Here is a 22,818-nt window from a genome sequence, read left to right on the forward strand (position 1 = left end):
TGCCGAAACGCCAGGTCAAAACACCCAGACACGCTCAATCAAAACGCAACAACCACCAGACGCGGAAAATCGTGCACAAATCACCGGGTAGCGAACTCCCGGGCCCTCAGATAGGCGCGCCAGCCGCCGAACTCCGAGATGTCTGGTGCCGCGATGGCTTCTTCGTCAGCGCATACGAACCCGGTCTCCCACGACCCGTCGTCTAGTTCCACCGCCGCCAGACCCATCGGCGTCGGCAGGGCTGCCAAGAACTTCCCGAGCGCCGCGGGCGAAAGCGCCCAGCGTTCCACCTCGAAGGCTCGCCCACCGTGCGGCAGCCGCACCAGCGCGGGCTTGCCCGACGGCAGCGCCGTCATGCGGTAGCGCTCGGCCGTGCGGGCCGGGCCGTCCCACCGTGCCCCGAGATCGTGAAGCTGTCCGGCCAGCGGCTGGTCCCGCAGATGCGCGCCGGCGACCACGAGCGTCAGCACACCGGCTCCCGCCTGCTCCGGCCAGGACGGCACCGCACGACGCTCGCCGCCGCTCAGCCGGGCCGCGATATCCGCCACCACAGCATCATCGAATGCCCGGCCCAGCACGGTCACCCCGAATTGGGCTGTGGTGCCGTCGGATTCGACGACCTCACCGGCCGGCACCGCGACCCCGCACATGTCGAACAGATTGCAGAAGTTGGTGTAGGTGCCGATCCTGGCGTTGACACCGACCGGGTCGGCCGCTACCTCCGCCAACGTCGGCTGCAGCGGCGCGGTGGGGACCAGCAGCGCGTCGCACTCCCCCAGCGTGCGGAACGCCCGCTGGCGCAGGCCATCCAGCGTGTGGCGATCGCGCAGCAACCCCGTCGCGGTGTGGGCACCACCGGCGGAGATGATGGCCGCGACCGTCGGATCGAGACCGGCATCGAGGTCGTTGTCTTCCCCCGCCCCGGTGATGAAGTCCCCCACCGCTTCCGTGCGTTCGGCGACCAGTGCGCCGTCGTACAGCAGGCGCGCGGCGGCCAGGAAGTCCGTCAGATCGATGGGCACGATGCGCATGCCGGCGGCGCGCGCGGCGTCGACTGCCCGCTCGAACGCGGCAGCCCAACCGGGAGCCATCGCCGGGAGTTCGGTCGGCACCGCCAGGACCGGGGCGGCCGGGGCGGCGAAGTGGGTCGAGGTGGGCCAAGGCCGCTGTGTCGTCGTGGCCATGACCGCCATGGCGCGCTCTGCCGTAGCCAGGTCGCGAGCGAGAACAGTCACGCAATCGTAGCTCGGGCAGGCTGGGACGACGCCCGTGGTCGACACCAGACCAATGGTGCCCTTGATCCCGACCAGGCCCTGATAGGCCGCCGGGACCCGACCGGATCCTGCAGTGTCCGTACCGATTCCGATGTCGGCCGCACCGATGGCCACCGCGACGGCCGAACCCGACGACGAACCGCCCGAGATCCGGTCCGGTCGCCGTGCGTCGCGCACCGCACCGTACGGGCTTCGGGTGCCGACGAGCCCGGTGGCGAACTGATCCAGGTTGGTCTTGCCGATCACCACCGCACCGGCCGCCCGCAGCGCCGCCACCGCCGGTGCATCGGCTTCCGGGGTGTAGGCATAACCCGGGCACGCCGCAGTGGTGGGCAAACCGGCGACGTCGACGTTGTCCTTGACGGCAAGCAGCTGGCCAGCCAGCGGGCCCTGCGCCCTCGAAAATTCCTGGCGCACCACGTCTTCGTCGCGCACGGTGATGAAGGCTTCCGGTCGCTGGGCGATGGCCGCGAACGCGGCGCTGATCCGATCCATCACGCGACTTCCTGTCCTGTTGTGGCGCACGGCTTCTTGCGTGCGCCGATCTCGCCGCTGGCCTCCCAGCGGGCCCGCTCCTCGCCCCGCGCAATCGTCATCCGTTGTCGCACCGCGGCGATGTCGTCGGCCTCACGCGACAGGAAGTCCAGATAATCCGCGATCCGGAACTCGCCATCGGTGATGTCCACGGCGCCGCGCCCTGCGGCCACGTCGGCGCGCAGGTCGGTCAGTTCCTCGGAGGACACCGGATACCACGACACCTGGTCGAAGAACCGCAGCAACCAGGGCTGCCCGGGCTCGAAACCCGGCGCCGACAGCGGGAACCGGTGGTTCCACACCTGGGTGGTACGGCCCATCAGCTGGTAGCCACCCGGGCCTTCCATGCCGTAGATGCAGAGATAGGCACCACCGATCCCCACCGCGTTCTCCGGTGTCCAGGTGCGGGCCGGGTTGTATTTGGTGGTGACCACCCGGTGCCGCGGATCGACCGGCGTGGCGACAGGCGCGCCCAGGTAGACATCGCCAAGGCCGAGCACGAGATAACTTGCCGCGTGGACGATGTCGAACACGTCCTGCTGTGAGTCCAGGCCGTTCATGCGCCGGATGAACTCGATGTTGCTCGGGCACCACGGGGCGTCGTCGCGCACGCCGTTGCGGTACCGGTCGATGGCCAGCCGGATGGTGGGGTCGTCCCAGCTGAGCGGCAACCGCACCGAGCGGCTCGGCAGCACCAACTGGTCGACGGGCCCGAGCGCGGACTCGATGTCGAGCACGAACGCCGTCATCGTCTGATGATCGGTGAGCGCGGCGTCGAACTTGACCTGCAGCGAACGGATTCCGGGCGTCAGGTCGATGATTCCGCGGGGCCGGTTGGCCTCGATGGCGGTGTGCAGCGCGTGCACCCGCGCCCGCAGCACCAGATCCAGTGTCATGGTGCCGTATTCGACGAGCAGGTTGTCATCACCACTGCGGCGCAACGTCATCGACGTCGTGCCGTCCCCGGTGACGCCGCGGTGCAGCACACCGTCGTCGCCGTCACCGCGCGGGCTCCGCACCACCGGCGAGGCCGCCCGCCGCGACATGCCCAGGGCCGCCAGCGGCGCCGCAGCGCTGGCCCGCACGGGCACGAAGCGCACCCGGTCACCCGGGGTGAGCTGCCCGAGCTTCCAGCGGTCCGCGGACGTCACCGTCACCGGGCAGACGAAACCGCCGAGGCTCGGGCCGTCCGGGCCCAGCAGGATCGGGGTATCACCGGTGAAGTCCAGTGCGCCAACCGAATACGGGGTGTCGTGAATGTTGGAGGGATGCAGACCGGCCTCACCGCCGTCCGTCCGGGCCCACTGCGGCTTCGGCCCGACCAGGCGGACACCGGTGCGGTCGAGGTTGTGGTCCACCAGATACGTGGCCTCGTAAAGGGTTTCGATATCGGCGCGGGTGAAGAACTCCGGCGCACCGTGCGGTCCTTCGGTGACCGCCAGCCGCCATTCGTGGCCGATCGAGGGGACCTCCTCATCGGTGAGTCGGCGCGGACGGCCCACCGCGGCACCCACGTCGAGGCGGTCACCGGCGGCCAGGGCCCGGCCACCCGCGCCGAACTTCCCGAGCGTGAACGTCGAGCGCGAGCCGAGGTAGGCCTCGGCCTCGATCCCACCTGCCACTGCGATGTAAATGCGCATCCCGACGCCCTGCACCGCGCCGATCTCGAGCACGCCGCCCTCCGGGACCGCAATGGGCGCCCATTGCCGCGCCGGCACCCCGTCGAGGGTCACCGATACCGGAGCACCGGTGACGCAGACGACGGTCGCTTCGTCGAATCCCAGTGTCGGGCCGGCCATCGTCGCCTCCAGGCCGGGCGCTCCTTCGGCGTTACCGACCGCGAGGTTGGCCAGCCGCAGAGACAGGTCGTCCATCGGCCCTGACGGGGGCACACCCACCTGCCAGTAGCCGATGCGGCCCGGCCAGTCCTGAACGGTGGTACTCGGTCCCGGCCGCAGCACGGTGATGGGGGGCTCGGTCATCGATGGCGCCATGCGGGCACTCCTCTGCTCAACGCGGTGTGTCAACCTGGATCAGGACGGGCGGGTGACGATCATCCGTACCGGCGTCGGATCGAAGCCGTTGCACGGGTTGTTGATCTGCGGGCAGTTCGACACCAACACGAGGACGTCGGTGTCGGCCCGCAGCGCCACCCGCAGACCCGGCGCCGACAGCCCGTCGACGATGCCGAGGGTGCCGTCGGCCTCGACCGGCACATTCATGAAGAAGTTGAGATTCGGTGCCAGATCACGCTTTCCGAGGCCGTAGCGCGCGCCTTCGATCAGGAAGTTCTCCACGCAGGCGTGCTGGTGACGCGTGTGGTGGCCGTAGCGCAGCGTGTTGGACTCCTGCGAGCAGGCGCCGCCGACGGTGTCGTGGTTGCCCACTTCGTCGGCCACGACGGTCATCAGTGCCCCACCGTCGCTGTCCCGCAGCACTGTTCCGGTGCCGACGAACAGTGACCGCTGCGCCGTGATGGTGGTCTGCGCGCTATAGCGCCGCGACGTGTCGTGCGCCCCGTAGATCAGGGTATCGACAGCCTGGTTGCCGTGCAGGTCGACGATGGTCAGCACATCGCCGGCCGTGATGATCGCCGACCAGGGGCCGCGAGCTTCGACGATCTCGTCGCGGATGGTCGTGCCGGAAACCAGCGCGGGGACCGAGCCGATTGCGGTGCTCATGCGGATGCTCCTTCGGTGAGATGCAGTGCGGTCCAGATGTCTTCGGTGTTGCGGTGGGCGCGTTCGTATTCGGGCCCGATGGTCTCGGCGCGGACGGCCAGCTCGGCGAGGTCGTCAGGAGCGGACCAGGCCAGGACCTCCAGGTCGGAGGTGGTGAAGTTCGGGTCGGGGTCGAGCGGATGCGCGGTATTGGCAATCGCCACGATCACCGGCAGATGCACGATCAATTCGACGGTGGCGCCGGGGCCGGCCGAGCCCGTCGACTCCAGTTGACCCGCATCGTCGGCGCGGACGCCGTGGAAGAACGACACCCCGGGGCCGACGTCGCGCGGTCCGAGACCGTGCTTGAGCGCGGCGAGCACCAGGAGCTCGCGGCCGGCCGGGCTGTCCGAATGAGCCGTGCCGGCCCCGTAGCGGGCTTCGTTCTGGGCGCGGGTTGTGGTGCCGCACAGCGCATCGTGGTGAGCCGAGGTGTCGGCGACGATGGTCGCCAGGACCCGCCCCTGGTCATCGAGCAGCGGATGGCCGGTACCGAGGTACGCCTGCCACGGCACCTTGACGGTGTCGGCGGTGTTGAGCCGCTCCCACGGGGCGTCGGCGCGCCACAACAGCAGGTGCGCGCACGCGCGCCCGTCGATGTCGGTGAGTCGCAACCGTGTCCCGCGGGCCAGCACCTTGTTGGTGTAGCGGCCGCCGGGCACCGTTTCGGCCCAGGTCAGACGGTCGGCGTCGACACCGGCGGGCGGCCTCGGCCACCGCGATGCCGGGACGACGGGCATGGCCGCCGCGGGAGTGCCGGCCTGGGCGCGGGCGTGCGCTCGGGCGGCAGCGGTTGTTGAGGTGGACGAGGCAGTCACGAGAATCCTTTCGGCAGTTGCGGATTGGAGGGTCAGAGCGACCCGACGGGGCGGGGGTGTTGCCGGCGGTACGGGAAGCACAGGGCACCGAGCGCGACGATGGCGGCGATGGTGAACGGCCCGGCCCAGACCAGCAGTGGCATGGTGCCCGTCGGGTCGTAGATCTCCGGCCGCGGCCAGGCCAGGTTGATCACCATGGCCATGCCGTACACCACCGCGAACACATTGATCGGCAGTCCCCAGCGGCCCATCGAGAAGAGCGGCCGTCCACCGGCATCGGTGACCGTTGCGTCCCAACGCATTCCCCGCAGCCGGTGCACCAGCAGCGGTGCCGTCACCAGCAGGTAGGCGATGTAGATCGCGATGATGCAGACGCTGGCGAGCGTCGCGAAGATCGCGGAGTTGCCGACGTTGACCAACAGCACGCCGACACAGGCGACACCGACCACGATGGCCGGCGGAATGGGCGTCCCGGTAGCCGGATTGACGCGGGACAGCAGCGACGAGAACGGCAGCCGGTGGTCGCGTGCCATGGAGAACATCAGGCGGGTGGCCGCGGTCTGAATGGCCAAGGTGCAGATGAAGATTGCGATGGCGACATCGACGAGGAGCAAGGTCCCCCACGGCGAGGACAGCACCGCAGCCAGCACGTAGGGCAGGCCCTCCGTCGCCAGGCGCCCATCGGTCAGGCTCGGCGCGGCGATCAGGGCACCGATGATCATCAGTCCACCGCCGAGCGCGGAGACGGTGAGCGCCGAGCGGATGGTGCGCGGGGCGACCCGGCGCGCGTCGCGAGTCTCCTCGGCGAGTTCACCGGCGGAACCGAAGCCGACCATGACGTACGCGGCCATCAGGCCGGAGGCGATCCAGGCCCAGCCGTACCCGGGGCCCGCTGCGCCGGTGTCGAAAACGACCTGAGGACCGCGCTGGGCATGAGTGAAGAACACGCCGACGACCGCGATGACGCCGACGATCTCGCAGCAGACCCCGATGGTCGCCACCCGCGACATCCAGCGGACTCCGATGCAATTGATCGTGGTGGTGATCACCAGGAGCGCGGTACCCAGTAGCACCGCGTTGGCCGCTCCGTCCGCGGACGTGAGAGCGGTGTCGGTGCCGATGATCTGGAAACCCGACCACACCGCCGGCAGCACCACCTGCAGTGCGATGGCCGCGGCCGACGCCGTGATGATCTGCGCGAGGATCATGAACCAGCCGCCGAACCAGCCGACCACCTCACCGCCGAGACGACGGGCCCACTGGTAGATGGCTCCCGAGATCGGGTACCGCGCGGCGAGTTCGGCGAAGCACAGGGCCACCGCGAACTGGCCGATGAATACCGCAGGCCAGGTCCAGAAGAACGCCGGACCACCGAAACCGTAACCGAGGCCGAACAATTGGAAGATCGTGGTGAGGATCGAGACGAACGAGAAGCCGGCCGCGAACGAGGCGAACTTGCCCAGCGAGCGGTGCAGCTGTTGGTCGTAGCCGAACTCGGCGAGATCGTCGTGGTCCGCCGGCGACGCGTTGGTCAATGTCATCCGATCCCGCTTCTTCAGAGATTAATACCTGTCAACTGACAGAATTAATGGAAAGCGTGACGCAGAAGGGTCACCGACGTTTCCGTCGTGGGTCGCGATGTAACAGTTGAGTTTCACGCGAGGCGGCGATGCGCGGATGACCGCAGGTGGCACAGTAGTGGCATGAGCCGCCCAGGCCGCCCCCGCCATCGCGATGCCCTACGCCCCGGCAGTACCGCCGTCGAGCAGATCCTCGACGCCGCCGGGGAACTCTTCGTGACGCAGGGGTTCACCGTGACCTCGACGCGGTCCATCGCCGAGGCGGTCGGCATCCGGCAGGCCTCGCTGTACCACCACTTCCCCAACAAGGAAGCCATTCTCGAAGCACTACTCGATGCGACGGTGGTGCCGTCGCTGGACTTCGCGCGGCGTGTGACGCGGTTGGTGGAGGATCCGCGGGCCGCGCTGTGGGCGGTGACGGCAGGCGACGCGGCCAACCTGTTGTCCGTCCCGTGGAACCTGGGCCGGCTGTATCTGCTGCCGGAGGTCGACGGCATCGAGGGCTTCCACCACCGGCGGCGTGAGCTGCATGCCGTCTACCGCCAGCTCGCGGTCGACGTCATGGGCGGCCACGACGAGTTCCGCTGCGGCTTACCGGTGCGCCTGACCGAAACGGTCATCGCGCAGCGCGTCGACGATCCCGGCATCGCCGGTGATGAGGTGGCCGCCGCCATCGCTGATGCGGCGCTGCGGGTGCTGGGCGTCGATGTCGACGACGCGCTGCGGGCCGAGGGACGGGCACTGGTCCACCAGCACCTGTCCGACGCCGGCTAGGACTCGGGGGCGAGCAGGAGGTCTGCGTCGAAGCAGCTGTGATCGCCGGTGTGGCAAGCCCCGCCGACCTGGTCGACCTCGAGCAGCACGGCGTCACCGTCGCAGTCCAACCGCACCGAGTGCACGTGCTGCGTGTGTCCGGACGTCAACCCCTTGACCCACTGCTGGCCGCGCGAGCGGGAAAAGTACGTCGCCTCACGGGTTTCCAGTGTGCGGGCCAGCGCGTCGTCGTCCATCCAGGCGACCATCAGGACGTCGCCGGTGCCCCGCTGCTGCACCACGGCCGTGAACAGCCCGGCCTCATTGCGCTTGATGCGCGCGGCAATATTCGGATCGAGAGCACTCATCGCACCGGACCTTCATTCGCCGATGTCGCTTCGCTCATCGAACGGTGATCCCTTCAGCCGCCATCGCATCCTTCACCTGACCGATGGTCAGCTCGCGGAAGTGGAACACGCTCGCGGCCAGCACCGCATCGGCGCCGGCCTGCACCGCCGGCGCGAAGTGGTCGACGGCGCCGGCTCCCCCGCTGGCGATCACCGGCACGCTCACCGCGGCGCGCACCGCCCGCAGCATCGCCAGGTCGAACCCGGCTTTGGTGCCGTCGGCGTCCATGGAGTTCAGCAGGATCTCTCCGACGCCGAGTTCCGCTCCCCGGACTGCCCATTCGACAGCGTCGATGCCGGTACCGCGGCGACCACCGTGTGTGGTCACCTCCCAGCCGGACGGTGTCGGATCAGATCCTTCGGGCACGGTGCGAGCATCCACCGACAGCACGATGCACTGCGAACCGAACTGACGCGACAGCTCCGACAGGAGCTCGGGCCGGGCGATGGCCGCGGTGTTGACCGAGACCTTGTCGGCACCCGCCCGTAGCAGGGTGTCGACGTCCTCGACCGAGCGGACGCCACCGCCGACGGTCAGTGGGATGAACACCTGCTCGGCGGTGCGCCGCACCACCTCGAGCATGGTCGAGCGGCCCGACGACGAGGCCGTCACGTCCAGGAACGTCAGCTCGTCCGCGCCCTCGGCGTCATACGCGGCGGCCAGCTCGACGGGATCACCGGCGTCCCTGAGGTTTTCGAAGTTGACGCCCTTGACCACGCGGCCGCCGTCGACGTCCAGGCACGGGATGACACGGGTTGCGAGACTCACAGGTATTCCTCCGGCACACCAACGGACTTCACGATCTCCAGCATCCTCTCGTGCACGCCGGGAGCGGCGGCCAGCGCCGACTTGGACTCGACGGTCCAGGGCTCGCCGGCGAGGTCGGTGACGATGCCGCCAGCGGCACGCACCAGCGCCACGCCCGCGGCGTGGTCCCAGATGTGGTGACCGAAACTGATTGCGCCACCGAGGATGCCGGCGCCGACGTAGGCCAAATCCAGGCCGGTGGCGCCATGCATCCGCACCCGCGAGCACTCCCGGGTCAGGCCCGACAGCACCGCGTTGCGCCACCGCCCGGGGAACCGGCCCTTCGACTCGATGTTGAAGGTCTGGATGCCGATAATCGAGTCGGCCAGTGTGGACGGAGCCAACGGCGGCAACACCGAGTCCCCGTCGCGGACAGGGCCATCCACCGTCGCGACGTACCGCTGGCCCATGAACGGCAGCCAGGTCAGCCCGGCGACCGGGGTACCCCGCCATAGCAGGCCGAGCAGGATCGCCGCCATGGGCGAACCGGCGGCATAGTTGAACGTGCCGTCGATCGGGTCCAGCACCCACACCAGTTCGGAATCGATGGGCGCACCGCCGAATTCCTCACCGTGCACACCGATCCCGGTCGCCGACGTCAGTGCCGCGACCACCTGCCGCTCGATGGCCAAATCGATCTCGGTGGCGAAGTCGTTGCCCTTCTTGCGAACTGCCGCGTCGGCCTGGTGCCCGGCGATGAAGGGCGCAACAGCGTCGTCGAGGACGCCGGTCGCTGTCGCGACCAGCTCTGCCAACCTCGCCGGTTCGATCACTTCACCCATCTATCGCACAGCGGCCAATGCCTCGGGCAGCGTGAACCGCTCGGCGTACAAGGCCTTTCCGACGATCGCGCCCTCGACGCCCTGGCCGGTGAGCGTGGCGATGGCCCGCAGGTCGTCCAGGCTCGACACCCCGCCCGACGCGATGATCGGTGCCTTGGTGCGGCCGGCCACGGTGCTCAGCAGCTCCAGGTTCGGTCCGGTCAGCGTGCCGTCCTTGGTGACATCGGTGACGACGTAACGCGAGCAGCCTTCGCTGTCAAGGCGTTCCAGCACCTCCCACAGATCGCCGCCGTCGGTCTCCCAGCCACGGCCACGCAGGCGCCAGCTGCCGTTCTCGAACTGCACATCCAGGCCGACCGCCACGCGGTCGCCGTACTCGCCGATGGCGCGCTTGCACCACTGCGGGCTCTCCAGCGCGGCGGTGCCGATGTTCACCCGGGCGCAGCCGGTGTCCATGGCCGCCTTGAGTGAGGCGTCATCGCGGATGCCGCCGGAAAGCTCCACGGCCACATCGAGTTTGCCGACCACCTCGGCCAGCAGTTCCCGGTTGCTGCCCCGGCCGAACGCGGCGTCCAGGTCCACCAGGTGCACCCACTCGGCGCCGTCGCGCTGCCAGGTCTGCGCCGCCTCCAGCGCCGAACCGTAATCGGTCTCGCTGCCGGCCTTGCCCTGCACCAGCCGCACCGCCTTGCCGTCGACCACGTCAACGGCCGGCAACAAAATCAAACTCATAGCCCCTCAACCCAATTCGCCAACAGCGTCGCACCTGCGTCGCCGCTCTTCTCCGGATGAAACTGTGTTGCCGACAACGCGCCGTCTTCGACAGCGGCGATGAACGGCACGTGATGCGTGGCCCAGGTGACCTTCGCGTCGGCGTGGCCGCCCCACTGCTGGGCGGCGTAGGAATGCACGAAATAGAACCGCGTGTCCGGGCCGAGCCCCTTGAACAGGGTGCTGCCCGCAGCGGCGTCGACGGTATTCCAGCCCATGTGCGGGATCACCGGCGCATCGAGCCGGGTGACCTCGCCGGGCCACTGCCCGCAGCCCTCGGTCTGGACACCGAACTCCACACCCTTCGAGAACAGGATCTGCATTCCGACGCATACGCCGAGCACGGGGTGACCCGCGACGAGACGGTCGGCGATGATCTTCTCCCCGCCGATCGAACGCAGACCCGTCATGCACGCTTCGTAGGCACCGACGCCGGGCACCACGAGTCCGTCCGCGGCGGCGGCAGCCGCGGCGTCAGCAGTCACCTCGACGTCAGCGCCCACCCGCTCGAGTGCGCGCTGCGCGGACCGGAGATTGCCCGAACCGTAGTCCAGGACGACGAGCTTCTTTCTCACAGAGTGCCCTTTGTCGACGGCACCCCGGCCACCCGCGGGTCCGGCTCGACAGCCTGGCGCAGCGCCCGGGCCACGGCCTTGTACTGCGCCTCGGTGATGTGGTGCGGGTCGCGGCCGTACAGCGTCCGCACGTGCAGCGCGATCTTCGCGTTGAAGGCCAGCGACTCGAACACGTGCCGGTTGATCACGGTGTGGTACGGGACCGCGGCACCGGCGATGGTGAAGGACACCATGGACTCCGGTTCGCCGGTGTGCACGAAGTACGGGCGGCCCGAAACATCAACGGCCGCATGGGCCAGGGTCTCGTCCATCGGGATGAACGCATCACCGAAGCGCCGGATGCCCTTCTTGTCCCCCAAGGCCTCGCCGAGCGCCTGACCGAGAACGATCGCGGTGTCCTCGACGGTGTGGTGGCCCTCGATCTCGACGTCACCCTTGGCGTGCACCGTCAGATCGAAGCTGGCGTGCGTCCCCAGGGAGGTCAGCATGTGGTCGAAGAACGGCACGCCGGTGCTGATGTCGACCTGGCCGGTGCCGTCGAGATCGATTTCGACCTGAATACTCGACTCTTTGGTGGTGCGTTCCACGCGGGCGCGGCGGGTCATGAAACTCCTTGTGGGGCTAGTTCCGATGCGGCGAGCTTGGCGCTGACTTCGAGCAGGGCGTCGTTCTCCGAGGCCAAACCGACGGTGGTGCGCAGGAATCCGGGGATTCCGACATCGCGGATCAGCACGCCGGCGTCCAGGTAGCGTTGCCAGGTCGCCGCGGCGTCGGCGAACTCCCCGAACAGGATGAAGTTGGCATCGCTGGGAATGACCCGGAAACCCATGTCGGACAAGGCAGCCGCCACGCGGTCGCGCTCGGCGGCCAAGGTGGCGACGCTGCTCAGCGTCTCGTCGGCATGCCGCAACGCCGCACGCGCCGCGGCCTGGGTCAGCACCGAGAGGTGGTACGGCAACCGCACCAACAGCATCGCGTCGATGACCGCGGGGTCGGCCACCAGGTAGCCCAACCGGCCTCCGGCGAAGGCGAAGGCCTTGCTCATGGTGCGGCTGATGATCAGCTTGGCCGGGTAGTCGGCCAGCAGTTCGACACCGCTGCGCTGCGACGAGAATTCGCCGTATGCCTCGTCCAGGATCAGCACGCCTGGCGTGACGTCGAGCAATCGCCGCAGGTCGTCGAGCGGAACGCTCTGCCCGGTCGGGTTGTTGGGGCTGGTCACGAACACCACGTCCGGCTGCTGGTCTCGGATCGCCGCGACCGCCACATCCATGTCCAGCCCGAAGTCGGCCGCCCGGGTTGCCGACAGCCACTCGGTCTGGGTGCCGTCGGAGATGATCGGATGCATCGAGTACGACGGCACGAAACCGATGGCGCTGCGGCCCGGACCGCCGAACGCCTGCAGCAGCTGCTGCAGGATTTCATTGGAACCGTTTGCCGCCCAAAGGTTCTCCGCGGTCAACGCGACACCGGTCTGCGCCTGCAGGTACGCGGCCAGGTCGGTCCGCAGTGCCATGGCGTCGCGATCCGGGTAGCGGTGCAGCTCGGCAGCCGCCGCACGCACGGTCTCGGCGACGTCGTCGATCAGCGCCTGCGTCGGCGGGTGCGGGTTCTCGTTGGTGTTGAGCCGCACCGGCACCGCCAATTGCGGTGCGCCGTAGGGCGACTTGCCCCGCAGGTTGTCGCGCAGGGGTAGGTCGGCCAGAGATATTTTGCTGTTCACCGGGCCACTCTGTTCTTCGCGCAAGCGGCTCATCACTGCTCGAACCTCCGGCGCACGGCCTCACCGTGCGCCGGCAGGTTCTCTGCCGTGGCCAACGTGACCACATGACCCGCAACGTCTTTGAGGGCCGCCTCGGTGTAGTCGACGACGTGGATGCCGCGCAGGAACGTCTGGACGGACAGGCCACTGGAGTGCCGTGCGCAGCCGGCGGTCGGCAGCACGTGGTTGGACCCGGCGCAGTAGTCGCCGAGGCTCACCGGCGACCAGGCGCCGACGAAAATCGCCCCGGCGGAACGGATTCGGCCGGCGACCTGTGCGGCGTCGGCTGTCTGGATCTCGAGGTGCTCGGCGGCGTAGGCGTTGACCACCCGCACACCGACGTCGAGATCGTCGACCAGCACGATGGCCGACTGCTTGCCGTTCAGCGCGACCGTCACGCGCTCGCGGTGCAGCGTGGTGGCGACCTGCGCGGCCACCTCGACGTCGGTGGCGTCGGCCAGCTTCTCACTGGTGGTGACCAGTACGCTGGCGGCCATCTCGTCGTGCTCGGCCTGGCTGATCAGATCGGCGGCGATGTGCACCGGGCTGGCCGAGTTGTCGGCCAGGATCGCGATCTCCGTCGGGCCGGCCTCGGCATCGATGCCCACCTGGGAGCGGCAGATGCGCTTGGCCGCGGTGACGAAGATGTTGCCTGGCCCGGTGATCATGTCGACCGGTGCGAGCTCGTCACCCGTGGTGTCCACGCCGCCATAGGCCAGCAACGCGATGCCCTGGGCGCCGCCGACGGCCCACACCTCGTCGACCCCGAGTAGCGCGGCGGCAGCCAGGATGGTCGGGTGCGGCAGACCACCGTGGTCCTTCTGCGGCGGGCTGGCGATCACCAGCGAGTCGACGCCGGCGGTCTGGGCCGGCACGACGTTCATCACGACACTGGACGGGTAGACGGCGTTGCCGCCCGGCACGTACAGCCCGACGCGCTCGACCGGGACCCAGCGTTCGGTGACGGTCGCCCCCGGCGCGAGGGTCGTGACGGTGTCGGTGCGACGCTGGTCGGCGTGCACGGCGCGGGTCCGCTCGATGGCAACCTCGAGCGCCACCCGCACGTCGGCGGGCAACCCGGTCAGCGCAGCGTCCAGCTCGGCTTGGGGGACGCGCACGGCGGCCGGCCGCACGCCGTCGAAGGACTCTCCGTATTCGAGGGCCGCCACCGCGCCGCGTTCGACCACCGCGTCGACGATCGGGCGCACCTTGGGCAGCACCGAATCGACGTCGACACCGCCCCGGGGCAGCACCGCTCGCAACTGCGCCGCGGACAGCTGCTGACCTCGCAAATCGATACGCGCGAGCTTCACTGCAGTGTTCACCCCACTATTCTCCCAGAGCAGGCCAAATCGAATTCGGAGGCGTCAATGTCAAGCCGTCAGGAACACCCCAACAACGCGGCCGGTGTGCCGATGATCTTCCCGGTGTGGTTGGAAAACTTCCAGATCAAGTACATCAACCCGGCGTTGCGCCCACTGTCCAAGAAGCTCCCCGGTTTCTCGGTCATCAAGCACCGCGGCCGCACGTCGGGCAAGGAATTCGAGACCATCGTCACGTCGTACCGCAAGGGCGACGTGCTGGCGGTCGCCCTGGCCCACGGCAAGACCAACTGGGTCAAAAACGTGCTGGCCGCCGGCGAAGCCGACATCCACGTGTCGCGGAAAGACCTGCACCTGGTCAACCCGCGGGTACTGCCGGCAGGCACCGTCGATCCGTCGCTGCCGCGCATCGCACAGATGGCGGCGAAGCGCACCGGCGTCTTCGTCGCCGACATCGCCCACTGACAATGATGGCCACGCTGGAACCCAGCGTGGCCATCGTTGCCTCGGCGACTACTTGCAGATGTCGTCGACCTGCTTGCTGTCGGCGCCGGCGTCATCCAGGCGCACCTTCTGCTGCGGATCGTCGGTCTGCGCGCCGGACGTCGCCGCAGCCCCGATGTCCAGCAGCGTGTTCGCGTACTTCCGCGCGGCCGTCGCCAGGTCGGCCGGGGCGGCCGGATCGATCCGGTTCAACAGGTACTGGCCACCGGTGATCAGCGCCAGGCGCGCGTTGGCCGCCACGGCCAGCGCGCCCGTCGTGTCCTGCGGCCCGCCGGGAGGCGTCAGGTTGGTGTTGATCGCGATGCCCTTGCTGACGGTCTTCATGGCGTCACACACGACGATCTTGGCGGCGTCCTGCTCGGCCTGCGTGTACGTCTTGTCCTGGTGCTTCACCTCGTACAAGGCGTAGCCCCCGATAGCGGCAGCGATCAGGCCGATGACCACGGCGGCGATCGCGATGATCTGCGTGACGGACACCGATCCGCCACCCGACGCCGACGTCGCGCCGGAGTCCTTGGCCGCCTTGCTCAGCGTGGTGGTCTTGTCTTCGGACTTCTCGTCTTCTGGCATGACCGTGATAGTAGCGGCCGAGCTACGTATCGAGTCCGACGTCGAGGACCCGCACCGAATGTGTCAGGGCGCCGACAGCGAGGTAGTCCACCCCGGTCGCGGCATAGGCCGCGGCCGAGTCCAGGCTCAGACCGCCCGACGATTCCAGCTTGGTGCCGGGCGCGCGGGCATCGCGGCGCTGCACCGCGATCTGCGTCTGCCAGACCGGGAAGTTGTCCAGCAAGACCAATTCGACGTTTTCACCGAGGATTTCGTCGAGCTGCTCGAGCGAATCCACCTCGACCTCACACGGGAGATCCGGCGCCACCGCACGCACCGCCTGCAGGGCCGCGAGCACCGACCCCGCGGCCGCGACATGGTTGTCCTTGATCAGCGCGGCATCGCCGAGCCCCAGCCGGTGGTTCACGCCGCCGCCGACCCGCACGGCGTACTTCTGCAGTAACCGCAATCCCGGCAAGGTCTTTCGGGTATCGCGGATGGCCGCGTCGGTTCCGGACACTTCGTGCACCCAACGGGCCGTCTCCGACGCGATACCCGACAGGTGGCAGACGATGTTGAGCATGGTGCGTTCGGCCGTCAGCAGGGCCCGCGTCGGTGCCTCGACGGTCAGCACCGCGTCGCCGGGTTTGACCTCCGCGCCGTCCTCGGCCCGGTCCCTGATCTGGTAGGCGCCCGCGCCGATCACCTTGTCCAGCACCAGAACCGCGATGTCCAGGCCGGCGATGACACCCGCCTGCCGCGGCACCATCGACGCGACGGTGGTGGCGTCGGCGGGCACCGTCGCCACCGAGGTGACGTCCGGGCCGTAACGCAGGTCTTCGTCGAGCGCGCGATCGATGACCGCGTGCGCGTCCGCCAATTCCGCTGCACTGAGCGACATCAGAACCTTCTCTTCCTCGAACGGATGCACTGCGCACTCTCGCTGATCTTCGCGCGAGCGCTCATCACAAACCCACTGCTACCGGCATCGCCGCTACGGCACAGCCGTTGCCGTCCAGCCGAACATCGATGGATACCCCGAACGCCGAATCTCGGTCCGGCCGGTCGCTGCGGTGGTGGCAGCCGCGGGATTCGGCCCGCGCCGCCGCGGCCGCCGCGACCGCCGCCGCCGTCACCGTCAGTGCCGCATCCTCGACGGCGGTCCGGTCCGTCATGGTCTTGCCACGTGCCCCGGCCAGCAATTCGCCCAGGTGTCCCAGTCCCGCGGCGTCGCGCACGACGGATGCGTAACGCGTCATGCCCTGTTGAAGCGCAACCCGATCCACTGCGGGCCGCGTGCCCAAATCCGGTTCCGGGACGCGGTTTCCGCCGGCGCCGCGGGCCTGCTCGGCCGCCGCGCGACCGGCCCGGCCACCGACGACCAGTCCTTCCAACAGGCTGTTGGAGGCCAGGCGGTTGCCGCCGTGCATACCGGTGCGTCCGACCTCGCCGGCCGCGAACAGGCCCGCCATCTCGGTGCGCCCGTGCACGTCGGTGGCCACACCACCGCAGCTGTAGTGGGCGCCGGGTACCACCGGAATCGGTTGACGCGCAGGGTCGATACCGGCGGCCAGGCATGCGGCCGTGACGGTCGGGAACCGGGCGGCGACGTCGGGGACACCGCGGGCGTCGAGGTAGACGTAGTCGTCGCCGGTGGCGGACAGCCGCGCATCGATGGCCGCGGCCACGATGTCGCGCGGCGCCAGGTCGCCCATCGGGTGCACGCCGTCGGTGACCGGGTCGCCGTGGCGGTCACGCAGGATCGCCCCTTCGCCGCGCAGCGCTTCGGTGATCAACGGGCAACGACCACCGGCCGCGCCGGTGTACAGCATGGTGGGGTGGAACTGGATGAACTCGATGTCGCGGACCGCTAGTCCGGCGCGCAGCGCGAGGGCGATGCCGTCGCCGGTGGACCCGTCGGGGTTGGTGGTCGCGGTGTACAGCTGACCCAGCCCGCCGGTCGCCAGGATCACCGACGGCGCCGTCAGCACCCCGGGTCCCTCAGGGCTCAGGACCAGCAGTCCGCTGACCACGCCATCGTGGTGCAGCACCTGCAGCGCAACATGATTGGGCCGGATGTCCAGCGTCTGCGTCGCGGCCGCCAGTGCCCGTTGCACCTCGGCGCCGGTGGCGTCGCCGCCGGCGTGGATGATGCGGCGGCGGCTGTGCCCGCCCTCGCGGGTCAGCGACCAGTCCCCCGGACTCACTTCATCGAAAGCCGCACCGGCACCGACCAATTCGCGTACCGCGGCATAACCGTCGGCGACGATCGAGGTGACCGCCTCGACGTCGCACAGACCGGCGCCGGCCGCGACCGTGTCGGCGACGTGCGCCTGCACCGAGTCATCGGTGTCGGGGATGACGACCGCGATGCCACCCTGTGCGTACGCAGTGGCTGTCTCACCGGACTTGCCGACGACCACGACGCGGCTGCCGGCCAGTTGCGCCGCGCGGGCGGCGGCCAGACCGGCGACGCCCGTGCCGACGACGACGACGTCAGCTCGTTGGCGCCAATAGCCGCGTCCGCCGCACGCGGCCAGCCTCCCGGGCGTGGAGGCCCTCATCACTATTCCCCGCCGCCGGGCTGTCCGATCCCGATCATGCGCTGCACGCTCAACCGAGCTGCGGCTGCGACGTCCTCGTCGACGTGAACTTCGTCCGCACCGTCGCGCAGGCAGCGCAGCAGCGCGGCCGGCGTGATCATCTTCATGTAGGGGCAGGAGGCCCGATCATTGACGGCCAGGAATTCGGTTTCGGGTGCGGCCCGGCGCAACTGGTGCAGCATGCCGATCTCGGTGGCGACCAGCACCTGCTTGGCCTGGGTATCCCGGGCGGCGTCGAGCATGCCGCCGGTGGACAGGATCTTCACCCGGTCGTCGGGCACGGCGCCCTCGCCCGCCAGGTACAGAGCCGATGTCGCACAACCACATTCGGGGTGCACGAACAGTTCGGCGTCGGGGTGCGAGCGGGCCTGGTCGGCGAGCTCGTCACCGTTGATGCCGGCATGCACGTGGCACTCCCCGGCCCAGATGTGCAGGTTGTCCCGTCCGGTCATGCGGCGCACGTGCGCACCGAGGAACTGGTCGGGGCAGAACAGCACGGTCTTGTCCGCGGGGATCGAGGCGACCACCTCGACGGCGTTGGACGACGTGCAGCAGATGTCGGTGAGTGCTTTGACGGCCGCGGTGGTGTTCACGTAGGACACCACCACCGCGTCCGGGTAGTCGGCCTTCCAGGCCCGCAGGTCGTCCGCGGTGATCGAATCGGCCAGCGAGCAGCCCGCCCGCTGGTCCGGGATCAGGACGGTCTTGGCCGGCGACAGGATCTTCGCGGTCTCGGCCATGAAATGCACACCGCAGAACACGATGGTGTCCTCGGCGGCGTCTGCCGCGATACGGGACAGCGCCAGCGAGTCGCCCACGTGGTCGGCGATGTCCTGAATCTCGGGCAGCTGGTAGTTGTGCGCGAGGATCGTGGCGTTGCGTTCTTTCGCCAGGCGGCGCACCTCGTCCGCCCACTGCGCGTCGGCGACTACGTCGCCGAACCCGCCTGACTCCATCGCACGGTCCAGAACCGTCATGGCCGTCTCCTTTGAACCTGGCCAGGTTTTCGACTTATGATCGAAAACATGCCACATACTAGCACTGCGCATGAAGTGCTCGCCGTCGTGTTTCAGGTGCGTGCCCTCGCCAGCAAAAAGCCGCAGCTCAGCGTGCTGCTATGGGAACGTGCCATGGAACCGCAGCGCGGCGCGTGGTCCCTACCCGGCGGCCAGCTGCGACACGACGAAGACATGACGAGTTCAGTCCGCCGTCAACTTGCCGAGAAGGTCGACCTGCGCCAACTGACCCACCTCGAGCAACTCGCGGTCTTCTCCGATCCCAGACGTGTGCCCGGACCGCGCACCATCGCCTCGACCTTCCTCGGCCTGGTGCCCTCCCCCGCCACACCCGAACTGCCGGCCGACACGCGCTGGCATCCGGTGTCGGCACTGCCCCCAATGGCCTTCGACCACGGCCCGATGATCACCCACGCCCACGCCCGGCTGGTCGCCAAGATGTCCTACACCAACATCGGATTCGCCTTGGCACCAAAGGAATTCACGCTCACTACGCTGCGCGACATCTACGCCGCCACGCTGGGCCACCAGGTGGATCCGACCAACCTGCAGCGCGTGCTGGCCCGCCGCGGCGTCATCACCCCGACGGGCACGACCGCGCGTTCCGGACGCAGCGGCGGCCGGCCGGCCGCGCTGTACCGGTTCACCGACTCGACATACCGCGTCACCGACGAGTTCGCCGCGCTACGCCCACCTAGTTAACCTACGCACCGTGACGTAGATCACTTTACGGCCACATTTCGCGAGCCGGAATTGGTTTTTAAGGGTTCCTTAAGACATGATTTGCCGATGACCATGGGCAACGCAGCCAGGGCGTTCGACGCCGAGTGGATCGGCCAGCCGTACCACGAGGAGCTGCAGTCCGGCATCCGCCCCCTGCGACCCAGCGACGACGCGTTCTACATGCCGCCCGTCGGCTTCGAGCTCACCACGCCCGGGACCGTCCTGCGGTCCCGCGACGTCGAGCTCGGCTTCATGGGCGTCATCCCCCAGGGCGTTACCGCCACGCAGCTGCTGTACCGCAGCACTGACCTGGGCGGCGCACCGCAGGCGGCGGTGACCACCGTGCTGCTGCCCGTGGACCACAACCCGGACAGTCGTTGCCCCATCGTGTCGTACCAGTGCGCCATCGACGCGGTCTCCGACGCCTGCTTCCCGTCCTACGCCCTACGGCACCGGGCCCGGGCCCTCGGCTCGGTGGCGCAGCTCGAATACATGCTCATCGCCGCGGTCCTCGCGCAGGGCTGGGCCGTGTCCGTCCCCGACCACGAAGGCACCGACGGCATCTGGGGCGCCCCGCACCAGCCCGGCTACCACATCCTCGATGGCCTGCGCGCCGCCATAAACACCGAATCACTCGGCTTGTACGCCGACGCACCGATCGGCCTGTGGGGCTACTCGGGCGGCGGCCTCGCCAGCTCCTGGGCCGCGGAGGAATGCGCAGGCTACGCACCTGAGCTCAACGTCGTCGGCGCCGCCCTCGGCTCGCCGGTCGCCAACCTGGGCAATGTGTTCCACCAGCTGAACGGCACCGCCAAAGCCGGCCTACCGGCCACCGTCATCGCGGCGCTCATGCACATCTACCCGGGCCTGAACCGCGTCATCCACGAGCATGCCACCGAGGCCGGCAAAGCGATGCTGCGCAACATCAAGGGCATGACGACCGTCGAGGCCGTCGTCCGGCACGCCGGACTCGACATGGGCAGCCTGCTGAAGAAGCCGCTGCATGAAGTGCTCGACACTCCCGAGGTGCAGCACGTCTTCGAGAGCATCAAGCTGGGCAAGACCGCGCCGACGCCGCCGCTGCTGGTGATGCAGGCCGTGTACGACCAGATCATCGCGGTCGGCAACATCGACGAGCTGATCGACACCTACGTCATGGGCGGCTCGCACGTGACCTACCACCGGGACATCCTCAGCGAGCACATCGCCCTGCACCCGCTGGCCGCACCGATGGCACTGAGCTGGCTGGCCGACCGGTTCGCCGGTAAGCCGTTGGGCCCCACCGTGCGTACGTCGTGGCCGGTCCTGCTGAACCCGGCGACCTACCTCGGCTTGATCAAGCTCGGTGTGGTCAGCACGAAGGTGCTGCTGGGCCTTCCTATTGGGCGTCGGTAGCCGCAACCGCATCGGCGGTCGGCAGCACCACACCCGCCGGCGGCGTCGGCTCCACCGGCGGCCAGGCACCCAGATCGTCGCGCTTGGTCGCCAACGTGCAGAAGAGGTACACCAGCGCGGCGACGCCGGCCGGGAAGAACAGCGTCGTCGCGACAACCCACGGCGAGTGGCCGAAGAACACCGGCGCCGCCTCGACGAGGTAGCCCACCCGATGCTCGGGAGACAACGCCGTAGCCGCAAGGTCCGGCGTCCCGTAGCGCCAATGAGCGACGACGGCACCGACACCGGTGAGCGCTCCGGCCGCAGCCACATTGCCGAGCGCCAGTGCGCCGGCCAGGACCGGCCCGCGATGTGCCCGCCACTGCCACACCAGCGTGGCGGCCAGCACGGCGATCACCGTCAGCAGGCCAACCGCCAGCGCAGCGCCGAGGAACACCCGGTCCGCCTCGTCACCGAAATACCCGTGAATGCGCTGGCCCTTCTTCGTCAACGCCACGACAGCGTCGACAGGTGGCGCCAGAAACGCCCACAGCACCCCACCGAGCGCGCCGGTCAGTGTCAACCCGACGACGACCCGCAGCGCGGCCGCGCGATGCGAAAGCTTCGGCGGCTGCACCATTTCGGCACGCTGGACGCCTTCGGTCACCTTTGGGTCTCCAGGTCCTTCGAGTCCACCACCCCGTGCCGTGAGCACTTGGCCCACCACCCGTCGGGGCGCACCTGCACCACCATGCGTCGGCCGCATTCGGCGCAGAACCGGGGCGCTTCCAGACCGAGCTGGGCCGTGGTCGGCATCACGGCGCCGTCGACGGCATCCGCCGCGACACCGGTGTACACGTTGAACTTGCCGGCACTGACCGGTGCGGGCAATTCGCGGGTCATCACAGCGTGGCGTTGAGGGCCTTGATCGGCATCTGCAGATCGTCCAGCAGTTCCAGGTCGGACTCGGCCGGGCGTCCCAGCGTCGTCAGGTAGTTGCCGACGATGACGGCGTTGATACCGCCCAGGATGCCCTGCTTGGCGCCCAGGTCGCCGAGCGTGATCTCACGGCCACCGGCGAAGCGCAGCATGGTGCGCGGCATGGCCAAGCGGAACGCGGCGACAGCGCGCAGCGCGTCAGCGGCCGGCAGCACCTCCAGGTCGCCGAACGGCGTGCCCGGGCGCGGGTTCAGGAAGTTCAGCGGCACCTCGTGCGGGTTCAGCTCGGCCAGGTTGGCGGCGAACTCGGCGCGCTGCTCCAGCGTCTCACCCATGCCGAGGATGCCGCCGCAGCAGACCTCCATGCCGGCCTCGCGCACCATCTCGAGCGTCTTCCAACGCTCTTCCCAGGTGTGGGTCGTGACGACGTTCGGGAAGTACGACTTCGAGGTCTCCAGATTGTGGTTGTAGCGGTGCACGCCCATGGCCTTGAGCCGGTCGACCTGCTCCTGATCGAGCATGCCCAGCGAGCACGCGATCTGGATGTCGACCTCGTTGCGGATGGCCTCGATGCCGGCGGCCACCTGGGCCAGCAGACGCTCGTCGGGCCCGCGCACCGCGGCCACGATGCAGAATTCGGTGGCGCCGGTCTTGGCGGTCTGCTTCGCGGCCTCGACCAGGCTCGGGACGTCCAGCCAGGCGCTGCGCACCGGGGAGGCGAAAAGACCGGACTGCGAACAGAAATGGCAGTCCTCGGGGCAACCGCCGGTCTTCAGGCTGATGATGCCCTCGACCTCGACCTCGGGACCGCACCACTTCATGCGCACCTCGTGCGCGAGGGCCAGCAGGTCTTCCAGCCGGTCGTCGGGCAGCTGCAGAACTTCGAGCACCTGCTCCTGGCTCAAGCCTTCGCCACGCTCGAGCACCTGCTCGCGGGCAACACCCAGTACATCGGTCGCGGCCTGAGTCATCGGCACTCCTCACTCCAGGCCGACTGCGGCCTA

Annotated in this window: 24 protein-coding genes; 4 read left to right on the plus strand and 20 right to left on the minus strand. The window is 68.8% G+C overall.

Annotated elements, in window-relative coordinates:
• Positions 1 to 80 precede the first annotated feature (80 nt).
• Genes atzF through AC3WTE_RS28880 form a run of 5 tightly spaced genes read right to left on the minus strand, consistent with a single transcriptional unit; the run spans position 81 to position 6,887 of the window.
• The gene (gene atzF, locus AC3WTE_RS28860) at positions 81 to 1,769 is read right to left on the minus strand and encodes an allophanate hydrolase (protein WP_492442888.1); all 1,689 of its coding nucleotides are present in this window, start codon (positions 1,767 to 1,769) and stop codon (positions 81 to 83) included.
• Complete coding sequence (locus tag AC3WTE_RS28865) at positions 1,769 to 3,790, minus strand: 5-oxoprolinase/urea amidolyase family protein (RefSeq protein WP_492442889.1); 2,022 nt, start codon at positions 3,788 to 3,790, stop codon at positions 1,769 to 1,771. The genes atzF and AC3WTE_RS28865 overlap by 1 nt, the downstream gene beginning before the upstream one ends.
• Before the next feature lie 51 nt (positions 3,791 to 3,841).
• The gene (locus AC3WTE_RS28870; RefSeq protein ID WP_492442890.1) at positions 3,842 to 4,489 is read right to left on the minus strand and encodes an urea amidolyase associated protein UAAP2; all 648 of its coding nucleotides are present in this window, start codon (positions 4,487 to 4,489) and stop codon (positions 3,842 to 3,844) included.
• Positions 4,486 to 5,346, minus strand: a complete 861-nt coding sequence (locus AC3WTE_RS28875; protein WP_492442891.1) for an urea amidolyase associated protein UAAP1 — start codon at positions 5,344 to 5,346, stop codon at positions 4,486 to 4,488. Before AC3WTE_RS28875 ends, AC3WTE_RS28870 begins: the two co-directional genes overlap by 4 nt.
• A gap of 32 nt (positions 5,347 to 5,378) precedes the next feature.
• The gene (locus AC3WTE_RS28880) at positions 5,379 to 6,887 is read right to left on the minus strand and encodes an amino acid permease (protein WP_492442892.1); all 1,509 of its coding nucleotides are present in this window, start codon (positions 6,885 to 6,887) and stop codon (positions 5,379 to 5,381) included.
• Between the two features lie 162 nt (positions 6,888 to 7,049).
• On the opposite strand from AC3WTE_RS28880, the gene AC3WTE_RS28885 reads away from it, so the two are divergent.
• A complete protein-coding gene (locus AC3WTE_RS28885; protein ID WP_492442893.1) occupies positions 7,050 to 7,700 on the plus strand; it encodes a TetR/AcrR family transcriptional regulator in 651 nt (216 codons plus the stop codon).
• Here AC3WTE_RS28885 and hisI read toward each other — a convergent pair.
• From hisI to hisD, 8 genes are read right to left on the minus strand one after another with little or no spacing between them, the layout of a single operon-like run.
• Entirely contained in the window at positions 7,697 to 8,047 is a 351-nt protein-coding gene (gene hisI, locus AC3WTE_RS28890; protein WP_492442894.1) for a phosphoribosyl-AMP cyclohydrolase, read from the minus strand. The two genes, AC3WTE_RS28885 and hisI, sit on opposite strands and share 4 nt — an antisense overlap.
• 34 nt (positions 8,048 to 8,081) lie before the next feature.
• Positions 8,082 to 8,861 (minus strand): imidazole glycerol phosphate synthase subunit HisF, encoded by a 780-nt coding sequence (gene hisF, locus AC3WTE_RS28895; RefSeq protein ID WP_492442956.1) that lies wholly within the window; start codon positions 8,859 to 8,861, stop codon positions 8,082 to 8,084.
• Positions 8,852 to 9,676, minus strand: a complete 825-nt coding sequence (locus AC3WTE_RS28900; protein ID WP_492442895.1) for an inositol monophosphatase family protein — start codon at positions 9,674 to 9,676, stop codon at positions 8,852 to 8,854. Before AC3WTE_RS28900 ends, hisF begins: the two co-directional genes overlap by 10 nt.
• A complete protein-coding gene (priA, locus tag AC3WTE_RS28905) occupies positions 9,677 to 10,408 on the minus strand; it encodes a bifunctional 1-(5-phosphoribosyl)-5-((5-phosphoribosylamino)methylideneamino)imidazole-4-carboxamide isomerase/phosphoribosylanthranilate isomerase PriA (protein WP_492442896.1) in 732 nt (243 codons plus the stop codon).
• The gene (hisH, locus tag AC3WTE_RS28910; protein ID WP_492442897.1) at positions 10,405 to 11,022 is read right to left on the minus strand and encodes an imidazole glycerol phosphate synthase subunit HisH; all 618 of its coding nucleotides are present in this window, start codon (positions 11,020 to 11,022) and stop codon (positions 10,405 to 10,407) included. The genes priA and hisH overlap by 4 nt, the downstream gene beginning before the upstream one ends.
• Entirely contained in the window at positions 11,019 to 11,627 is a 609-nt protein-coding gene (hisB, locus tag AC3WTE_RS28915; protein WP_492442898.1) for an imidazoleglycerol-phosphate dehydratase HisB, read from the minus strand. The genes hisH and hisB overlap by 4 nt, the downstream gene beginning before the upstream one ends.
• On the minus strand, positions 11,624 to 12,778 hold the full coding sequence (locus tag AC3WTE_RS28920; RefSeq protein ID WP_492442899.1) for a histidinol-phosphate transaminase: 1,155 nt from the start codon (positions 12,776 to 12,778) through the stop codon (positions 11,624 to 11,626). Before AC3WTE_RS28920 ends, hisB begins: the two co-directional genes overlap by 4 nt.
• Positions 12,778 to 14,097: a histidinol dehydrogenase gene (gene hisD, locus AC3WTE_RS28925; protein ID WP_492442957.1), complete on the minus strand. Its 1,320-nt coding sequence runs from the start codon at positions 14,095 to 14,097 to the stop codon at positions 12,778 to 12,780. The genes AC3WTE_RS28920 and hisD overlap by 1 nt, the downstream gene beginning before the upstream one ends.
• A 57-nt stretch (positions 14,098 to 14,154) precedes the next feature.
• Between hisD and AC3WTE_RS28930 the strand changes: the two genes are divergently transcribed.
• Positions 14,155 to 14,571 carry a nitroreductase family deazaflavin-dependent oxidoreductase gene (locus AC3WTE_RS28930; RefSeq protein WP_138231152.1) on the plus strand — a complete coding sequence of 139 codons (417 nt, stop codon included), beginning with the start codon at positions 14,155 to 14,157 and terminating at the stop codon, positions 14,569 to 14,571.
• Positions 14,572 to 14,619: 48 nt separating this feature from the next.
• Here AC3WTE_RS28930 and AC3WTE_RS28935 read toward each other — a convergent pair whose 3' ends face one another.
• From AC3WTE_RS28935 to nadA, 4 genes are all read right to left on the minus strand, one after another.
• Entirely contained in the window at positions 14,620 to 15,180 is a 561-nt protein-coding gene (locus AC3WTE_RS28935; RefSeq protein WP_492442900.1) for a flagellar basal body-associated FliL family protein, read from the minus strand.
• 22 nt (positions 15,181 to 15,202) lie between these two features.
• On the minus strand, positions 15,203 to 16,060 hold the full coding sequence (gene nadC / locus AC3WTE_RS28940; RefSeq protein ID WP_492442901.1) for a carboxylating nicotinate-nucleotide diphosphorylase: 858 nt from the start codon (positions 16,058 to 16,060) through the stop codon (positions 15,203 to 15,205).
• Between the two features lie 64 nt (positions 16,061 to 16,124).
• Positions 16,125 to 17,723, minus strand: coding sequence for an L-aspartate oxidase (locus AC3WTE_RS28945; protein ID WP_492442902.1), 1,599 nt, complete (start codon positions 17,721 to 17,723; stop codon positions 16,125 to 16,127).
• Between the two features lie 2 nt (positions 17,724 to 17,725).
• Positions 17,726 to 18,739, minus strand: coding sequence for a quinolinate synthase NadA (gene nadA / locus AC3WTE_RS28950; protein WP_492442903.1), 1,014 nt, complete (start codon positions 18,737 to 18,739; stop codon positions 17,726 to 17,728).
• A gap of 48 nt (positions 18,740 to 18,787) precedes the next feature.
• Here nadA and AC3WTE_RS28955 point away from each other — a divergent pair, with 48 nt between their 5' ends.
• Entirely contained in the window at positions 18,788 to 19,480 is a 693-nt protein-coding gene (locus tag AC3WTE_RS28955; RefSeq protein ID WP_492442904.1) for an NUDIX hydrolase, read from the plus strand.
• Positions 19,481 to 19,567: 87 nt separating this feature from the next.
• Positions 19,568 to 20,896, plus strand: a complete 1,329-nt coding sequence (locus AC3WTE_RS28960) for a lipase family protein (protein ID WP_492442905.1) — start codon at positions 19,568 to 19,570, stop codon at positions 20,894 to 20,896.
• Here AC3WTE_RS28960 and AC3WTE_RS28965 read toward each other — a convergent pair.
• From AC3WTE_RS28965 to bioB, 3 genes are read right to left on the minus strand one after another with little or no spacing between them, the layout of a single operon-like run.
• Complete coding sequence (locus AC3WTE_RS28965) at positions 20,880 to 21,542, minus strand: DUF2567 domain-containing protein (protein ID WP_492442906.1); 663 nt, start codon at positions 21,540 to 21,542, stop codon at positions 20,880 to 20,882. The genes AC3WTE_RS28960 and AC3WTE_RS28965 overlap by 17 nt on opposite strands.
• Entirely contained in the window at positions 21,539 to 21,778 is a 240-nt protein-coding gene (gene bsaP, locus AC3WTE_RS28970) for a biotin synthase auxiliary protein BsaP (protein ID WP_043398517.1), read from the minus strand. The genes AC3WTE_RS28965 and bsaP overlap by 4 nt, the downstream gene beginning before the upstream one ends.
• Complete coding sequence (gene bioB, locus AC3WTE_RS28975) at positions 21,778 to 22,785, minus strand: biotin synthase BioB (RefSeq protein WP_020103207.1); 1,008 nt, start codon at positions 22,783 to 22,785, stop codon at positions 21,778 to 21,780. The genes bsaP and bioB overlap by 1 nt, the downstream gene beginning before the upstream one ends.
• Between the last annotated feature and the right edge of the window lie 33 nt (positions 22,786 to 22,818).

The sequence above is a fragment of the Mycobacterium sp. FW102-FHT13B02 genome, assembly GCF_058790275.1.